Below are 16268 nucleotides of genomic sequence, written 5' to 3'. Positions count from 1 at the left end.
CACCCGGCGGACAAGGCGGCGCCCCGGGACGAGGCGCCGTCGTCCCGGGCAGAGAAAGCTCAGCGCAGCGTCCTGATCTCGGCCGACATTTCGCAGAGGGTCCGCGCGACCTCGTACGCCTTATCGAGCGACTTCACCGGCAGGCACTCGTAGACCGAGTGGAAGAAAAGGCCGCCCGCGAAGAAGTTGGGCGTCGGAAGCCCCATCGACGAGATCCTGCAGCCGTCCGTGCCGCCCCTCACCGGCTCCTCGACGATCTCCACACCGGCGCGCTTCATGGCCTCGCGGGCGCTGGCGGTGACGACGGGGAAGTCCTCGAGGTAGTTGCTCAGGTTGTAGTACTGGTCGCGGACGGTGACCGTCACGCGGCCGCCCCAGGCGCGGTTCATCTCCTCGCCCACCTTGCGGGCGTAGGCCTTCCGGTCCTCGAACTTCGCGTTGTCGTGGTCGCGGATGAGGAGCCGGACCTCGGCCTCACCGACCGAGCCCGTGACGCTCACCGGGTGGAAGAACCCCTCGTACCCTGAAGTCTTCTCGGGAACGCTCTCCGAGGGAAAGCGGCTGATGAAGTCCGTCGCCATGCGGATCGCGTTCACCATCTTGTTCTTCGCGGACCCCGGATGGGTGTTGAGCCCCTCGAAATGCGCCGTGACGAGCGCGGCGTTGAGGGTCTCCGTGTCGAGCGCCCCGATCTCGCCCCCGTCGATCGTGTAGGCGTAGTCGGCCCCGAACTCCTCGCGACGGAAGTCCGCGGTGCCGAGACCCACCTCCTCATCGGGCGTCACGCAGAAGCAGAGCCTCGCGTGCGGCACCTCCGGATGGTCGGCGAAGTACTTCGCCGCCTGCATGAGCGCCGCCACGCCCGCCTTGTCATCGGCGCCGAGGAGCGTCGTTCCGTCGGTGACGACGAGCTTTTCGCCCGCGTACTTCGCGACCTCCGGGAACCGGTCGAGCGTGAGGACGATGCCCTTCTCCTCGTTCAAGACAATGTCGCCGCCCCGGTAATCAATCACGCGCCAGCGGGCCGGATCGCCGCTCGCCTCGGGCGAGGTATCCATGTGGGCGATGAGGCCGAGCGCCGGCGCCTTCTCACAGCCCGGCGTCGCCTCGATCCAGCCGTAGACGATGCCGCCCCCGGCGGCGCCCCCGGGCTGATCAGCATCCCGCCCCCGGGCAATGAACCCGTCGTCGGCGTCATCGACACCCAGTTCTCCACGAACGTCTATTTCAGGGACTGGGTGGAGTATCACCGACTCGTCGACCCCGCCATTACGCTCACCGAGAAGGACTATCAGCACGGCACCGAGGTTACCTCCATCATCGTGGACGGCCCCGCGGGGAACCCCGGGCGCGAGGACGGCTGCGGCCGGTTCCGCGTCCGTCACTTCGGCGTCGGCTATGCCTCGCCGATGAGTTCCTTCGCGCTCATGAAGATGGTGCGCGACATTGTCCGCACCAACACTGACATCCGTGTCTGGAACATCTCTCTCGGATCGAGGGAGGAAATCCGCGACTTCTTCATCTCGCCGGAGGGAGCCCTGCTCGATGCGCTTCAGGCGGAATTCAACGTGATCTTCATCGTCGCCGGCACCAACAAGCCCGCGACAGGGTCGGATCTGCCGATGAAAATCGGGGCGCCCGCGGACTCCATCAACGCGATCACAGTGAACGCCACCGATCTCGCGGGGAACCCGGCCTCCTACACCAGAACCGGGCCAGTTCTTCACTATTTCACCAAGCCCGACGTCGCCTGCTTCGGCGGCGACGGACTGAGACCGGAAACCAAGGTCCAGATCTGCTCCGGCCAGGGCGCCAGATTCGTGAGCGGCACTTCCTACGCCGCCCCCTGGATCACGCGAAAAATCGCCTACATGATCCATGTCCTCGGTTTTTCCCGGGAAACGGCCAAGGCGCTCCTCATCGACAGCGCGGAGGGCTGGGTCCCGGAGAACAGCCGGAACACCGCGGAACTCGGACACGGCGTCGTCCCCGCCCACATCGGAAGCATCATTTCATGCGAACCGAGCGAGATCCGTTTTGTCATTCAGGGAAAGGTCCTAAACTACAGGACCTTCAGACATGACCTTCCCGTCCCGCGCGACAAGTTCAACAGGTTCAACTGGAATATGCGGGCGACGCTCTGCTACTTCCCGCCCTGCCTGAGAGAACAGGGCGTCGACTACACGCTCACCGAGCTCGGCCTGCGGTTCGGCAGAATCATGGAGAACGGAGAAATTGAACAACCCTCGTCCCTTGGGAACGCCGGCGAAAAAATATCCGAGAAAACCGCCCGCCGCTCCGACGGCAAGTGGAACAACACCAAGGTCATCAAAAAGATCATCAGCAAGGGGCTCAAGAACTACCGCGATCTCTACGGCTTCGGCGTGATCTCGAACAACCGGCTCAAGCCCCTTCGCGAGAACGCCCTGCCCTTCTCGATCGTCGTGACCCTGAGGAACCGCGACGGACAGAACCGGATCGCCGACTTCATGCAGATGTACCAGGCGAACGGCTGGTTCGTCGAGCAGGTCGATCACGTCTCGCTTGAGAACATGAGCAGGATCGCCTCCGAGGAGCTTGAGTTCAGCTGAACCCCGGCGCTGCGCACGTGAATTCTTTTTTTGACACTTGACTTTGACAGAAGAAGTGTTATTATGCTGTCAGAGAGAAGGAACATCTGCTCATGAGCGACATCATTCGATACAGCATCGACGATCTGAGCCGCCTCACCGGACTCTCGGTCAGAACCATCCGCTTCTACATCCAGAACGGCCTCGCTGACCGGCCCATCGGTGAAAGGCGCGCCGCGTACTACACCTCGTCGCACCTCGAGCAGCTCCTCCGCATCCGACGGCTCACCGACGAAGGCCGGTCGCTCGACAGCATCCGTTCGATGATGACTGCACCGGAGACCGCTTCAGAACCGGCCCCGCGCCCGGGATCCGTCAGCGTACGAAGTCACATCTACATCGCGCCTGGAATATCACTCGAAATCGATCCGGAGAAGGCTCGCATGAATGCACAGGACGTGCGTGAATTCATCAGGCAGATCATTGAAATCGTACCGAAGCAGACCAACGGCTGATTCGCTGCACCTCTGTCCGCAGTGACTCCTGCCTTTTGAAGAAAGGGAACCGCGCCCCGGCTTGCGGCTCCCTCAAGGACGCTTTTGCCCGCGGAAATCCCCGGGCACAAGGAAAACTTCATGTTCGACACTGACACGTTCGGGCTCACCGGCTTAAATCCAGAATCCACGGCGATCGAGGGGATTCGCTGGGACGGCGAACTCAACGGGCTGCTGCTCACCCTCACCTGCCGCCAGACCTTCCGCCACACGGGCGACGACCCGGCGGAGGCCGTCTACTCCTTCCCGCTCTCCTCGGGGAGCGTCGTCACGCACTTTGCCGCAGTCATCAATGGCGAGAAGCTCGAGGCGAGGATCCTCCCCGCGGCGAAGGCCGAGGCCCAGTATGAGAAGAGCATCTCCGAGGGCGACCTCCCGCTGATGCTCGAGGTGAGCGACCCGCACCTCGGCATCGCCACTGCGAACCTCGGCAACCTGAAGAAAGGCGACGAGGTGGTGCTCGAGATCTCAACGGCCGAGATGCTCGACCTGAATCACGGCACCGTGCGCCTGGTGATCCCGACCGTCGTGGGCGAGCGCTACAGCGCCTCGGGCGGCCAGGGGACGCTCAAGCCCCATCAGCAGATCGTCTCCGACATCCGCGCCGAGATCCCGGTGTCGCTCAGGCTCACCGTTAAAGGCGCCTGCACGAAGGGGCGCTTCACCGCCCTCTCCCACGCCGCGACGGTGGCGGCGAAGGACGGGGCGCTCGAGGTGACGATCGAGCGCGCCGCGGCGAGCCGCGACATTGCGCTCCGCTTCGAGGACGTCGCGCCCGTCAACGTCTGCTGGGTCAGCCCCCGGGAGGAAGGCTGCGCCGCGCTCGCCGTCGTGACGGCCGGCGAAACGGAGAAGGCGCTTCATCCCGCCGCGCTCAAGATCCTCACGGACTGCTCGGGCTCGATGCACGGCATTCCCATCCGGCAGGTGCGCCAGGCCCTCGCCGCGCTCGCGGACGAGCTCCGGGGCGACGACAAGGTCTCGCTTACCCGCTTCGGGAGCAGCATTGACGCCGTGATCCCGAAGCTCACGACGGCGACGGCCTCGTTCCTGCGCCGCGACTTCCTGCCGGCCTGCCTCGGCATGGAAGCCGACCTCGGCGGCACGGAGATGGCCGCGGCGCTCAACGCCGTGAGCCGCCAGAACCCGCGCTCCAAGGCCGACATCCTCCTCATCACGGACGGCGCGATCTGGGACAGCCTCGACGAAGTCACCGAGCGCATCGCGGAGAAAGGCTCCGTACACGTGATCATGGTCGGCAGCCATTCAGGAAGCGGCGCGCTCGCCGAGCTTACCCGCGAGACTGACGGCAACTACGAGCGCGTCTACCCGGCCGAGGACATGCGCACGGTGGTGGCGCGTGCGATGGCCGCCGCGAGAAGCGAGAAGATCCCCTTCGCCATGGTGGACTTCCACGGCTTCGAGTCGGGCGGGTTTCTGTTCTCCCGCGGCTTCGCCGAGGGGCTCTCCGTCTCTGTCTCGCTGACGCTCTCCGAAGTGCCCGGGAAGGCGCCCGTCTTCTCCCACGGCATGAACGGGGCGAAGACCCGCGTGCCGCTCGAGGTGATCCGAGCCGAGGGCGCCCTCGCCGAGGCCGTCCGCAAGCTTGTCGCCGCGGCGCAGTACCGGGCGCTCCGGAACCGTGCCGGTGAGGAAACGGATGCGGACGAGGAAGAGGATCTTGCCGCGTTTGCCGCGGAGAACGGACTGCTCACGCCCGAGACCCGCTTCATCCTCGCGAAGGTCCGTGCCGAGGCCGAGAAGACCGAAGGCATGCCGAAGCTCGTCCGCGTCCCGCAGATGGTTGCCGATGACGTCATCTGCTTCAACCAGATCATGAAATGCGATACGGACGATATGGATCTGGAACTGGATGGTACGGATCTGGAACTCGAAGCTCCGTCTGAATCCTTCGAGGTGGACGCCCCGATCGACGGGGAGCCCGACCCCGTGAAGATCTACTATCGCTGTGTCTCCACTCCCAAGGAATCCGCAAGAACTCGAGCTGCCCTGGACCGCGCAACAGCCGAGGGACTTGGGATCGTGAACGGAAAGAGTCTGGCCGACAGAGTCCGGGAGTACATGAACAGAGCGGACGGCGATTCCTCAGGTGCGGACTCGGACCAGGAGCCGGCCGCTGAAGAGCATGTCATCACATCTCTTGAACAGATTGTCAGCGACATCAATGCGGCCGGCGATCCTGCGGCGGCCGTGAGGGACATCCCGTATGAATGCTTCTCGCCGATCCAGGATTACCTGGAGGAGCAGGATCCGGACATCTTCGAGGAGAAACTCGAGTACGAGCAGGAGGAGCTCTGCGCCGCGGTCTTCCTCATCTGGCTCACGCGGATCCTCACGCTCGAACCCGAGGGCAGGAACTGCCGCCTCAACGCGGCGGCCTCGGCGGCTCTCGACGAACTCATCGAGGAACTCGGCCGGGACGACGTCGAGGAGGCCATGAAGTTCCTCGACGGGCATCAGAGAGAGGTGCTCGAACGGATCGTGGAGAACTGGACCGACTGAATCTGATTGTCCTGCTGCGACACTGCCCCCGAAGGCTCCCGGACTGCCACGCCCGGGAGCCTTCGCTTTTGGGCAATGACTGCCTCGTTGTTGCACTCTGAAGCACTTTCCGCCCCATAAAGCGCACTTGTTCAACAATGTCGCACTATTATTTCGGAAACCGAAGCATCTCTTTTCTCAGGCCGTCCCCGAACCTCCGTCTCCTCCCGAGGCGGTTTCCCGGGCGGCCTTGTTTCTATTGCACTGACTGCAACCGTCTCCATGTCGATATCCGGCCAGCCTTCCGATTCCGCTCCCTTCACCCCTGAACACCTGCACGTCACCGACATCATCGATCTCGGGCTCTCGCTCCTCGTGCTCGGCGCCGAGACGCCGCGGCAGAAGGCAGACGTGCGCTCGGGCCGCGTGCCGATCGCCGTGGGGCGCACGCTCTCCACCCTCATCAAGACGGAGCAGCAGTACCCGAACGGCATGCGCCTCAAGGACATCGTCACCCACACGTGCCTGCCGGTCTCCACGGTTTCCGAGGCGGTCACGCAGCTCGAGCGCGGGGGACTGCTCACCCGCGAGCGTCTCGAGCACGACCACCGCGCCTATTCCATCCGGCTCACCGACCTCGGCCGCGAGTCCGTGAAGGGCAACGAGCTCTGCGGCATCTGGAGCGCCGCCGCGGAGGGGCTGCCGCGCGAGGACATCGAGACCTTCTGGCGAGTCATCGAGCACGCCGCGCAGAAGCTCCACGAGATCGCCGCGGAGCGTCAGGTGAAACAGGCAATCAAGGGACGTCCCCGCATCGAGAAGGCCCTCTGAAGAGCAAACGAATCCTCCCTCTCAAAAAAAATTCCCAGAAAACATGCACGCACAGAATCCGATTCATCGCCCCTGCCCGGGCAGTTCCACGAAGGCGCTCGTTCTCTGCGCATTCCTTGCGCTCGGCACCGCCCTTCCCTCCGTTTCCTTCGCGAACGAGGGCGGCATGCCCGCCCGCAAGGCCCCGGCCGTGGCCGTGGGCAAGGTGTTCGCGGTCTCCGAGCTCCCCGCCCGCCGCTATGCCGCGCGCGTTGTGTCGCCTGCGGCCGTGGACATCACAACCCGCGTCTCGGGCGAGATCATCGAGCAGAACTTCGCCGAGGGCGGACGCGTGAAGAAGGGCGACGTGCTCTACCGCCTCGACCCGGTGCGCTACGAGGCCGCGCTCAAGGACGCGAAGGGCGACCTCGCCGAGGCGAAGGCCGAGCTCGCCTACGCGAAGACGGCCCTCGCCCGCGCCAAGAGCCTCTACGAACGCCAGGCCGAGAGCCGCGACACCTACGACTCGGCCGTGCGCACGGAGAAGACCGCCCAGGCCGCTGTGCTCAAAGCCGAGGCAAGTGTCACACTCGCCGAGGATGACCTCAAGCACTGCGAGATCACCTCGCCCGCCGACGGGCGCGCGGGCGTCTCGGTCTACCCGGTGGGGAGCTGGATCACGACGAGCTCCTCGGCCCTCACCTCGGTCGTGGTCACCGACCCGATCCGCGTGCGCTTTGCGCTCAGCATGAAGGACATCCTCTCGCTCTTCGGCTCCGTGAAGGCGCTCTCCTCGGACGCGCGCATCACGGTCGAGCTCGCGAACGGCACGAAGCTCCCGGCCGAGAACACCGTCGGCTTCACGAGCAACCAGGCCGGCACCGACACCGACACGCTCGACGTCTACGCGGTGGTCGCGAACCCCGACGAGACGCTCGTCGCCGGATCGACCGTCGCCGTGCACGTGACGCGCGCCAATCCCGGCGCCGCCGTGGGCGTGCTGCCCTCGGCCGTCATGCATGACGCCGACGGCGCCTGGGTCTGGGTCGTGAAGGACTCGTCCGACGGCGCGAAGACCGTTGAGAAGCGCCGCATCGAGCTCGGCACCCTCTCGGACTCGGCCGCCGTCATCACCTCGGGCCTCGCCGTGGGCGAGACCGTGGTCACGGACGGCACGCACAAGCCGAGCGAGGGCGGCGCGATCCGCGTGGTCGAGGGAGAGTAAAGCGCCATGTTCTCCCGCATCTTCATTCTCCGGCCGAGGCTCGCCGCGGTCGTGAACATCGTGATCACGCTCGCGGGCGTGATCGGCCTCATGAACCTCCCCGTCGAGGAGTACCCGAACATCTCGCCCCCGACCATCCACGTGTCGGCCTCCTACGCGGGCGCGAGCGCGGACGTGGTCGAGCAGACCGTCGGCATGCCGCTCGAGGACGAGATCAACGGCGTCGAGGACCTGCTCTACTTCTCCTCGACGAGTTCGAACGACGGCTCCTACAGCTGCTCGGTCACCTTCAACACGGGAACCGACAGCGACATCGCGCTCGTCAATCTGCAGAACGCGGTGAAGCGCGCCGAGGCGCAGCTTCCGAGCGAGGTCACCCGCACGGGCGTCTCGGTGACGAAGCGCGGCTCGGACAACCTCGGCATGATCGCCTTCCTCACGGACGGCTCGAAGCTCGACAACGCCGGGCTCGTCAACTACGTGAACAACACGCTCAAGGACGCGATTGCCCGCGTCGAGGGCGTCTCATCGGCGGAACTCATGAGCAACCGCTGGACCGCGATGCGCATCTGGCTCGACCCGGCGAGGCTCGCGGGCCTCGGACTCTCCGCCTCCGACGTGCAGACCGCGGTCGAGGCCTCGAACCTCGCCGCCGCCGCGGGCTCGGTCGGCGCCGAGGGCTCGAGCGAGTGGCTCTACTACAAGCTCAATGTCACCGGCCGCCTCACGACCGCCGAGGAGTTCGGCGACATCGTCGTGAGAACCGAGCCCGAGACGGGCCGGCAGGTGAAGCTCCGTGACGTGGCGAGGGTCGAGATCGGCTCCGAATCCTATGCGGGCAAGACGCTTCACAACGGCAAGGAATCCGTGGGCCTCGGCCTCTACCGCGCGCCGGACGCGAACGCCATGGCGACCATGAACCGCGTGAAGGAGGAGCTCAAGCGCTGGGAGCCCCGCTTCCCCGAGGGCGTCTCCTACATCTTCGGCTACGACCCCACGCTCTTCATCCAGGTCTCGATGGAGGAGATGGTCACGACGCTCATCTCGGCCCTCGTCCTCGTGATCGGCGTCACCTGGCTCTTCCTCGGCGACTGGCGCGCGACGCTCGTTCCGGCGACCGCCATTCCGGTGTCGCTGCTCGGCACCTTCGCCGCGCTCTACCTGATCGGCTTCTCGATCAACACGCTCACGATGTTCGGCCTCATCCTCGTGATCGGCTCGCTCGTCGACGACGCGATCGTGGTGGTGGAAAACACCCAGCGCCTCATTGACGAGGGGATGGAGCCCCGCGAGGCGGCGCTCGAGAGCATGAAGGAGATCACGGGCGCCGTGATCGCGACGACCCTCGTGACGGTCGCCTGCTACGCGCCGCTCCTCTTCTACTCCGGCATGACGGGCGAGATCTACAAGCAGTTCGCGGCGAGCATGTGCATTTCGCTCTCGCTCTCGACCGTGGTCGCCCTCACGCTCTCGCCGGCGCTCTGCGCGCTCGTGCTGCGCCGTCACGCCGGCGCGGAGCGCGGCCTCATCCTGCGCGCGGCCGAGGGGGCGCTCGACTGGCTCAAGAACCGCTATCTCGGCGGCGTCCGCGCGCTTCTCAGGGTGAAGACCCTCTCGATGCTCTCGCTCGCCGCCGTCGTCGCGGGCATCGTCTTCCTCTACCAGACCATTCCCGCCTCCTTCATCCCGGCCGAGGACAAGGGCATGATGTTCGTCAACATGGAGCTCGCCCCGGGCACCGCGCAGGCGCGCACCGAGAAGGCGATGGCCGAGATGCGCGAGAAGATCGCGGCTATCCCGGGCGTCAAGTCCACGATGACGATGTCCGGCCAGTCGATGATGTCGGGTTCGGGCGAGAACGTCGCGATGTGCATCACGGACCTCGATCCGTGGGACGAGCGCACGACGCCCGAGAAGTCGCTCCAGGCGATCATGACCCGCATCAACAACGAGACCGCGGACATGGCCGCCGCGGAGGTGACCGCCTTCTCGCCCCCGGCGCTGATGGGCCTCGGCGCCATGGGCGGCGTCTCCTTCGAGCTCTGCTCCACGTCGGGCGCCTCGCCCGCCGAGCTCGCGAAGACCGCGGAGGAACTTAACGCCGAGTTCCTCACCATGCCCACGGTGCGCTCGGCGATGACGAGCTTCCGCGCGGACACCGTGCAGCTGCGCTTCACGCTTGACCGCGGGAAGGCCGAGCTCCTCGGCGTCACGCCGTCCGACGCCTACTCGGCGCTCCAGGATGCGCTCGCCTCCTACTACATCAATGACTTCACGCTCGAGAACAACAACTACGAGGTGATCATGCAGGCCGAGCCCGGGTACCGCGCGACGCCGAAGGAGATCGAGGAGATCACCGTCATCAACTCCGCCGGCAACCTCGTGCCGCTCTCCGCGATCGGCACGGTCAGCTGGGAGACGGGCGCGCGCGAGCTCTCGCGCTTCAACAAGATGCGCTCGGCCTCGATCAACATCCAGTGCGCCGAGGGCGCCAACGAGGGCGAGGTGCTCGCCCAGATCGAGTCGATGAAGCTTCCCGACGGCTACACGATCGAGTGGACCGGCATGAGCCGCCAGCAGGTGGAGAACTCGGGCCGCATCGTGCTCTTCACGGGGCTCGCCTTCCTCTTCGCCTACCTCTTCCTCGTCGCGCAGTACGAGAGCTGGGTGATGCCCGTCTCGGTGATGCTATCGGTGATCTTCGCGATCGCGGGCGGCCTGATCGGCCTCGAGGTCGCCGGCCTCGAGCTCTCGATCTACGCCCAGCTCGGACTCGTGATGCTGATCGGCTTGTCAGCCAAGAGCGCCATCCTGATGGTGGAGTTCTCGAAGGTGAAGCGCGAGGGCGGCCTCTCGCCCGACGAGGCGGCTCTGGCCGGCGCCGGCCAGCGCTTCCGCGCCGTGATGATGACCGCCTGGTCCTTCATCTTCGGCGTGCTGCCGATGGTCTTCGCCACGGGCGCGGGCTCGGCGAGCCGCGTCGCGATCGGCGTGACGACCTTCGCCGGCATGCTGCTCGCGAGCATCATCGGCATCATGTTCACGCCGATCTACTACTCGGTCCTCGAGCACATGCTCACGAAGCTGCGCGGCCTCCTCGGGCACGGCAAAGCCGCCTGAGACCCGAGCGGTTCGTTTTAAAACGACTTGAGCGACCCTCAGAGGGGCGCGCTTCCTGCAGTCAGGAGCGCGCCCTTCCGCACTGCGGCGGAGGCGCCGCGGGAGGTCTTCCCCGGAGATCAGCCCCGCGGGGGAAATGGCGCGGATTTTCGAAGCACAAAAAAATCGCCACCTCGAAGCTCTACGACGAAGTGGCGCTGTCGGGAAGAGGCTACGTTTTTTTCCCTTCCTCGATTCGTAATCGAGCACCTTCGGCCTAATCACGCATGACCGAAAGGTTAAGAATTTATGACAAATTCTTTTAATAACCGGGACGTTATTGGACGTATCACAGACCGCTCCGGTGCCCCCGCTTCACCGGAGCGGATCCACAACTGAACGACCGGCTCAGCAGCCTTCCGCGGCCGGCGCCTCGTCGGCGCGCAGCCGCCCCCGGCCCGTGACGAGCGTGAGCTCGAAGCTGTTCCCCCCGCCGGCCCGGGCCGGCGCGAGCGCGACGGTCCAGCCCATGCGGGCCGAGACGCGCCGGACGATGGAGAGTCCTAGCCCGGCGCCCTTTCCGGCCTTCGCGTCGGCGCCGCGCTCGAAGGCGAGGAAGATCCGCTCGCGGTCGGCCTCCGGAATGGGCGTCCCCGTGTCCGAGACAATGACGCCCGTCGGCGTCTCCTCGACCGTGACCGAACCCGAATCGGTGTAGGTGACGGCATTTTTAAGGAGATTCGCGATGACAATGCCGAGCATGCCCGGCGAATAATCCCCCGGACATTTCCCGCTTTTTTTCACCACCAGTTCGAGTCCCTTTTCCTCGGCGAAGGGGCGCCACACATATTCGGCGCGGCGGATGATGCCCGTGACCGTGTCCGGGGCGTCCTCGCCGGGGCGCCCCGAGGTGCGCGCAAACTCGAGGAAGAGCTCGAGGAGCGCCCTCATCTCGGTCGCCGCGCGCTCGATGCGGGCGAGCTGCGCCTGCTGGCGCTCGTTCATCTGAGTCATCGAGAGAAGCTCGACGCCGGTCTCGATCACCGTGAGCGGCGTTCTGAGCTCGTGGCTCACGTCGCCCGTGAAGGCACGCTCGCGCTTGAGCGCGGAACTCAGACGCCGCATCGCCTCGCTGCAGATGCGGGCGAGCTCGCCCACCTCGTCGCGGGTCTGCAGCTCCGCCGGGAGCGGTTCCCAGCGCGGCGCCTCCGCCGTGCGCCGGACGGCCCTAGAGAGCTCCTCCACAGGCCGCATCACGCGGCGCGAAAGCAGTGTCCCGGCGAGCCCGCCGAGGCCCACCACCACGAGAATCGATATGCCGATCAGGATGAAAATCTGCGTCTCCTTCTCCTCGAACGCCTCCTGATCGCGCACGACCATGATTGTTGCGCCGTCAGCGGCAACGCCCCGCAGAATGAAGACCGCCGGGGACTCGGTGATTTCCGAGAACCCCCGGGGCGCCGAGCGGAACGCGGCCGGGACCGGGGCGAGACCGGCGGCGTCGCCGTAAATCTTCAGCGACGGCGTCTCGCGCGGCATCTCGCCGCGGCTCAAGGCCGCAGTCGCGTTCGTGAGCTCGTCCTCGAGCATCGCCGTGAGAAGCTCGCGCTCGGTGAAGCCGATCGCGCTGATCACGGCGATCGCATAGAGCGAGGCGACGAGCGCGAGGAGGAGCGCAAAGGCGAGCGCGATGCGCTGCGAAAGCCCTCTGGCGGGGCGGTGTGAAGCGCCGCTCATGATCAGGCCTCCCCAGGCTCGCGGATCGACCAGCCGTAGCCCGGGTGCGTCTGGATCATCGGCCGCCCGAAGGGACGGTCCACGGCCTGCCGCACAAGGTGCAGGTTCGAGCGCAGGCTGTCCGACGCGGGCGGCTCGTCGCCCCAGATACGGTTCTCGAGCTCGGCACGGCTCACGATCCTCGGGCTCGCCTCCATGAGAACGCGCAGGATCCTGAGCCCCGTCGGGTTCACCTTCACGGGCTCGCCGTCCCGCGTGACGCTCATCGCGGAGAGGTCGAGCACCAGGCCGCCCAGCACAAGCTTCTCCGTGTCGCCGCGGTGCGCGCGTCTCAGGAGCGCCTCCACGCGCGCGGCGAGCTCGCGGAGCGCGAAGGGCTTCACGAGGTAGTCGTCCGCCCCGGCCGTGAGTCCCTCGACGCGGTCGTCCACCGTGTCGCGCGCCGTGAGCATCAGCACAGGCGTCTGATCGCGCCCGCGGCGCAGCTCGCGGCAGAAGGTCATGCCGTCCACGCCCGGGAGCCCTATGTCGAGAATCACGAGGTCCGCGCCCTCGGTCTCTAGCAGGTGCCCCGCGGTGAGCGCATCGGCGGCGGTCGAGACGGCGTAGCCGCGCAGTTCGAGATAGTCACGCAGGTTTTCGCGGATGTCCGCGTTGTCATCGACGACAAGAAGACGGAGAGCCATGGCAGGAGACGAAAGGAATGACTTGAGACAGGGAGAAGTCTATGCCCGCGGCCGGAGGCCGGTCCGCAGGGAAAGACGCGCGAGAGGCCCGGGAACAGGAAAACCGCCGTCCCCCTGCCGCGCGTCAGCGCCTTTGACGACCCTTTGACGCCCTTCTGACGGGCGGTTGACGGACGGGCGGGAAGATCCGGAGCGTGCCCGGAGGGGAGTTTCCCCGGTCTCCCCGTCCCGGGCTTTCCTTCCTCTTCCAAGGAGCTTTTCAGAAATGCTCAACACGACCGTCTCACATGCCTCCGAAGTCGCCGATGCGATCCCCGCGCTCCTCGTCCTTCTCGCCGCCCCGGTTGTCACGCTGATCTTCTGCGGCATCTGGCTCCTTGCGAACCCCGCCCGCGGCCTTGGCAAGGAGAGGAAGTGATGAGCACCGTCTCGCTCGCCGCCGCCGCCCGCAGGCGGATTCCCGTCGCGAACGCCGGCGCCTTTGATCTGCCCGCGGCCGACGGCCCCGCCCCGCGCCCCTGGAGCCTGCTTCTCTGGTTCGTGATCCCCGCCTGGTGCCTGCTGTGGCTCTGGCTCAATCCGCCGCACACGCTTGACCTCGCGATCGAGCGCAATTTCTACGACGGCTCGGGCTGGCCCTGGCACGGCTTCGGCGCGATGCAGTTCTGGCTCCACCTGATGCCGAAGGTGCTCACGGGCATCGTCTTCGCCCTCGTCGGTGCCGCGGCCTGGTACCTGCAGAGCGTGATCCGCGCGGCCGACCGCGCGGGTGACCTCGAGGAGGCAGCCCGGTCCCGCGGCCTGCGTCTGAGACTGCTCTCGGCGGTCGCCGGGGGCGCGCTCTGCGTCACCGTCGTCTGGTGGCTGAAACAATCCACCGGCGTCGCCTGTCCCTGGAACGTCGAGGCCTTCGGGGGCACGTCGCCAGTGAACGACCCGTCGTTCCCGCTCCTGCCGCGCCCCGGCTCGTGCTGGCCCTCGGGCGCCGCGGGGAGCGGCTACGCGCTCCTTCCGGTCTTCTTTGCGCTGCGCGACACGCACCCCCGCGCTGCCAGGGCGATGCTTGCCCTCGCCATCGCGCTCGGCACCGCCGCCGGCGTCGCCCGCATGCTCTCCGGGGCCCACTTCCTATCGCACATCCCCGCGGCCTTCCTCACCGACTGGCTCATCTCGGCCGCGGTCTACGTGCTCATGATCGACCGCCGCGGGCTCGCCGCGAAGTTCCTCGCCCTTGGGAAAACCGGCAACGCCTCCCGTCCCTCGCTCATGAAAGCCCTGCCGCTCGTGAACGGCCTCTGGTGGGCTCTCGTGCTCGACGTCCCGATGATCGGGCACCTCCTCACGGACGGCGGCCGCGTCACCGCGTCCTCTCTGATGCTCGCCGGGCTCACGCTCGCGGCGCTCGCCTGCCTCTCGACGGCGTTGATCGAGCTTCTGGCGATGCTTCCGAGGAAGCTCTTCCTCGCGGTGCTCACCGTATTGAACCTCCTCGGGGCGCTCGCCTTCGCCTCGGCCTTCCTCTACAGCACCGCGATGACCCCGGACATGGTGCGGAACTTCATCGAGACCGATCCCCGCGAGGCGACGGGCTACCTCTCGGCGCGCGCCGCCTTCGTCTTCGCCTCCGCCTTCCTGCCGATGCTGCTTCTCGCGCTCCATGCCGCTGCTCAGAAGCCCGTGAAGCCCCTCGCGTCCCTCGGCCGCCGCGCCGCCCTCCGCACCCTGAGGATCGCCCTCCTCGTCGCCGCGGGCCTCGCCGCGATCGGCCTCAACTTCCAGCCCTTCGCCGGGGCCATGCGCGCCGACAAGAGCCTGCGCTACCAGATCGCCCCGGTGAACGTGCTCTGGAGCACGGCGATGACGTTCGTGGCCGACGAGTCGGCCTCCGCCGACCGGCCGCGCGTCCAGGTCGACCCCGCCCCGGCCCTCACGGTGCCGGTCAAGGGCCCGACGGTGCTCGTCGTGGCCGTGGGCGAGACCACGCGCTCGGCGAACTGGCAGCTCTCGGGCTACGCCCGTGAGACCACGCCGGAGCTCGCGAAGCTTCCCCTCATCCACTTTGACCGCGTCGAGGCGTGCGGAACGTCCACCGACGTGTCGCTCCCCTGCATGATGAGCCGCATCGGCAGGAGCGACTACGACCGCTCCCGCATCCTCGCCGAGGAGTCGCTTCCGTCGCTCCTCTCGCGCGCCGGCGCCAATGTCCTCTGGATCGACAACCAGTCGGGCTGCAAGGGCACCTGCGCGGGCGTCGAGAACTTCACGCTGACCCCGGAGATCGTCGAGGGCTTCAGGAAGGGCGCATCGAAATCGCTCTGCCCGGACGGCGCCTGCCGCGACCTCGCACTTGCCGAGGCACTCCGCGCCGAGCTCCCGCACCTCCCGACGGACCGTCCGACGGTGATCTTTCTCCACATGACGGGCTCGCACGGGCCGGCCTACTTCGAGCGCTCGACTGGCGACGAGAAGGCGTTCGGGCCCGAGTGCCTCGACCCGGCGCTCTCGGGATGCACCCGCGAGTCGGTCGTGAACGCCTACGACAACTCGGTGCGCGCGACCGACCGTGCGGTGGCGGAGATGATCCGCACGCTCGAGGCCGACCGCAACGCCGACACCGCGCTCATCTTCCTCTCCGACCACGGCGAGTCGCTCGGTGAGTCGGGACTGTGGCTGCACGGCGCGCCCTGGCTCATGAGGCCCGCCGAGCAGGTCGAGGTGCCGATGGCGCTCTGGATGAGCGAGGGCTTCCCCGATGCCATGGGACTTGACGAGGGCCGCATGGAGCGCCTGCGCGGCCGGGCCGCCGGGGCCGGAGGCAAGGTGACGCAGGAATCGCTCTACCACACGGTCCTCGGACTCCTCGGGGTCTCGTCGGTGACCTACCGCCCCGACTTCGACCTCTCGCGCTGATCCCGGTTCCTCCGGCCCGGTGCCGCAGCAGATGCCCGCCGCAGCTGGCCGGAGGCCCGCTCAGCCCGTCTAATTCGGAAGGATGACCCGGCGCATAACATGAACGCGCTACATCATGATTACGTTTTCTGACACTTTTCCCCGGAGGCAACACCAGAGCGCGCATGTGTCATCG

The 16268-nt window shown here is 66.6% G+C and carries 11 protein-coding genes; 8 read left to right on the top strand and 3 right to left on the bottom strand.

Annotated elements, in window-relative coordinates; translation table 11 throughout:
• Positions 1 to 59: 59 nt before the first annotated feature.
• Positions 60 to 1250: a peptidase T gene (gene pepT, locus Q4F91_RS02070; protein ID WP_303334110.1), complete on the bottom strand. Its 1191-nt coding sequence runs from the start codon at positions 1248 to 1250 to the stop codon at positions 60 to 62.
• On the opposite strand from pepT, the gene Q4F91_RS02065 reads away from it, so the two are divergent.
• From Q4F91_RS02065 to Q4F91_RS02040, 6 genes are all read left to right on the top strand, one after another.
• A complete protein-coding gene (locus Q4F91_RS02065; RefSeq protein WP_303334138.1) occupies positions 1152 to 2591 on the top strand; it encodes a S8 family peptidase in 1440 nt (479 codons plus the stop codon). The genes pepT and Q4F91_RS02065 overlap by 99 nt on opposite strands.
• A gap of 92 nt (positions 2592 to 2683) precedes the next feature.
• The gene (locus Q4F91_RS02060; protein ID WP_303334109.1) at positions 2684 to 3085 is read left to right on the top strand and encodes a helix-turn-helix domain-containing protein; all 402 of its coding nucleotides are present in this window, start codon (positions 2684 to 2686) and stop codon (positions 3083 to 3085) included.
• A gap of 120 nt (positions 3086 to 3205) precedes the next feature.
• Positions 3206 to 5647: a VIT and VWA domain-containing protein gene (locus Q4F91_RS02055; protein WP_303334108.1), complete on the top strand. Its 2442-nt coding sequence runs from the start codon at positions 3206 to 3208 to the stop codon at positions 5645 to 5647.
• Between the two features lie 261 nt (positions 5648 to 5908).
• A complete protein-coding gene (locus Q4F91_RS02050) occupies positions 5909 to 6457 on the top strand; it encodes a MarR family winged helix-turn-helix transcriptional regulator (protein WP_303334106.1) in 549 nt (182 codons plus the stop codon).
• A 43-nt stretch (positions 6458 to 6500) separates the two neighbouring features.
• Entirely contained in the window at positions 6501 to 7661 is a 1161-nt protein-coding gene (locus Q4F91_RS02045; protein WP_303334105.1) for an efflux RND transporter periplasmic adaptor subunit, read from the top strand.
• Positions 7662 to 7667: 6 nt separating this feature from the next.
• A complete protein-coding gene (locus Q4F91_RS02040) occupies positions 7668 to 10781 on the top strand; it encodes an efflux RND transporter permease subunit (protein ID WP_303334104.1) in 3114 nt (1037 codons plus the stop codon).
• A gap of 387 nt (positions 10782 to 11168) precedes the next feature.
• Here the strand turns inward: Q4F91_RS02040 and Q4F91_RS02035 are convergent, their stop codons facing one another.
• Together Q4F91_RS02035 and Q4F91_RS02030 are read right to left on the bottom strand one after the other, a co-directional pair.
• The gene (locus tag Q4F91_RS02035) at positions 11169 to 12497 is read right to left on the bottom strand and encodes a HAMP domain-containing sensor histidine kinase (protein ID WP_303334103.1); all 1329 of its coding nucleotides are present in this window, start codon (positions 12495 to 12497) and stop codon (positions 11169 to 11171) included.
• 2 nt (positions 12498 to 12499) lie between these two features.
• Positions 12500 to 13183, bottom strand: a complete 684-nt coding sequence (locus Q4F91_RS02030; protein WP_303334102.1) for a response regulator transcription factor — start codon at positions 13181 to 13183, stop codon at positions 12500 to 12502.
• Positions 13184 to 13448: 265 nt separating this feature from the next.
• Here Q4F91_RS02030 and Q4F91_RS02025 point away from each other — a divergent pair, with 265 nt between their 5' ends.
• A complete protein-coding gene (locus Q4F91_RS02025) occupies positions 13449 to 13601 on the top strand; it encodes a hypothetical protein (RefSeq protein WP_303334101.1) in 153 nt (50 codons plus the stop codon).
• Positions 13601 to 16093 carry a sulfatase-like hydrolase/transferase gene (locus Q4F91_RS02020; protein ID WP_303334100.1) on the top strand — a complete coding sequence of 831 codons (2493 nt, stop codon included), beginning with the start codon at positions 13601 to 13603 and terminating at the stop codon, positions 16091 to 16093. Before Q4F91_RS02025 ends, Q4F91_RS02020 begins: the two co-directional genes overlap by 1 nt.
• The last annotated feature ends 175 nt before the right edge of the window (positions 16094 to 16268 follow it).

Origin of the sequence: Sutterella sp. (genome assembly GCF_030539355.1) — a bacterium.
Lineage (GTDB): Bacteria > Pseudomonadota > Gammaproteobacteria > Burkholderiales > Burkholderiaceae_F > Sutterella.
This window is presented reverse-complemented; position numbering and strand designations above follow the sequence as displayed.

Coding starts and splice junctions, on each gene's coding strand:
- Q4F91_RS02025 (WP_303334101.1), top strand. CDS start 13,449: ATGCTCAACACGACCGTCTCACATGCCTCCGAAGTCGCCGATGCGATC.
- Q4F91_RS02040 (WP_303334104.1), top strand. CDS start 7,668: ATGTTCTCCCGCATCTTCATTCTCCGGCCGAGGCTCGCCGCGGTCGTG.
- Q4F91_RS02020 (WP_303334100.1), top strand. CDS start 13,601: ATGAGCACCGTCTCGCTCGCCGCCGCCGCCCGCAGGCGGATTCCCGTC.
- Q4F91_RS02060 (WP_303334109.1), top strand. CDS start 2,684: ATGAGCGACATCATTCGATACAGCATCGACGATCTGAGCCGCCTCACC.
- Q4F91_RS02035 (WP_303334103.1), bottom strand. CDS start 12,497: ATGAGCGGCGCTTCACACCGCCCCGCCAGAGGGCTTTCGCAGCGCATC.
- Q4F91_RS02050 (WP_303334106.1), top strand. CDS start 5,909: ATGTCGATATCCGGCCAGCCTTCCGATTCCGCTCCCTTCACCCCTGAA.
- Q4F91_RS02030 (WP_303334102.1), bottom strand. CDS start 13,183: ATGGCTCTCCGTCTTCTTGTCGTCGATGACAACGCGGACATCCGCGAA.
- Q4F91_RS02045 (WP_303334105.1), top strand. CDS start 6,501: ATGCACGCACAGAATCCGATTCATCGCCCCTGCCCGGGCAGTTCCACG.
- Q4F91_RS02055 (WP_303334108.1), top strand. CDS start 3,206: ATGTTCGACACTGACACGTTCGGGCTCACCGGCTTAAATCCAGAATCC.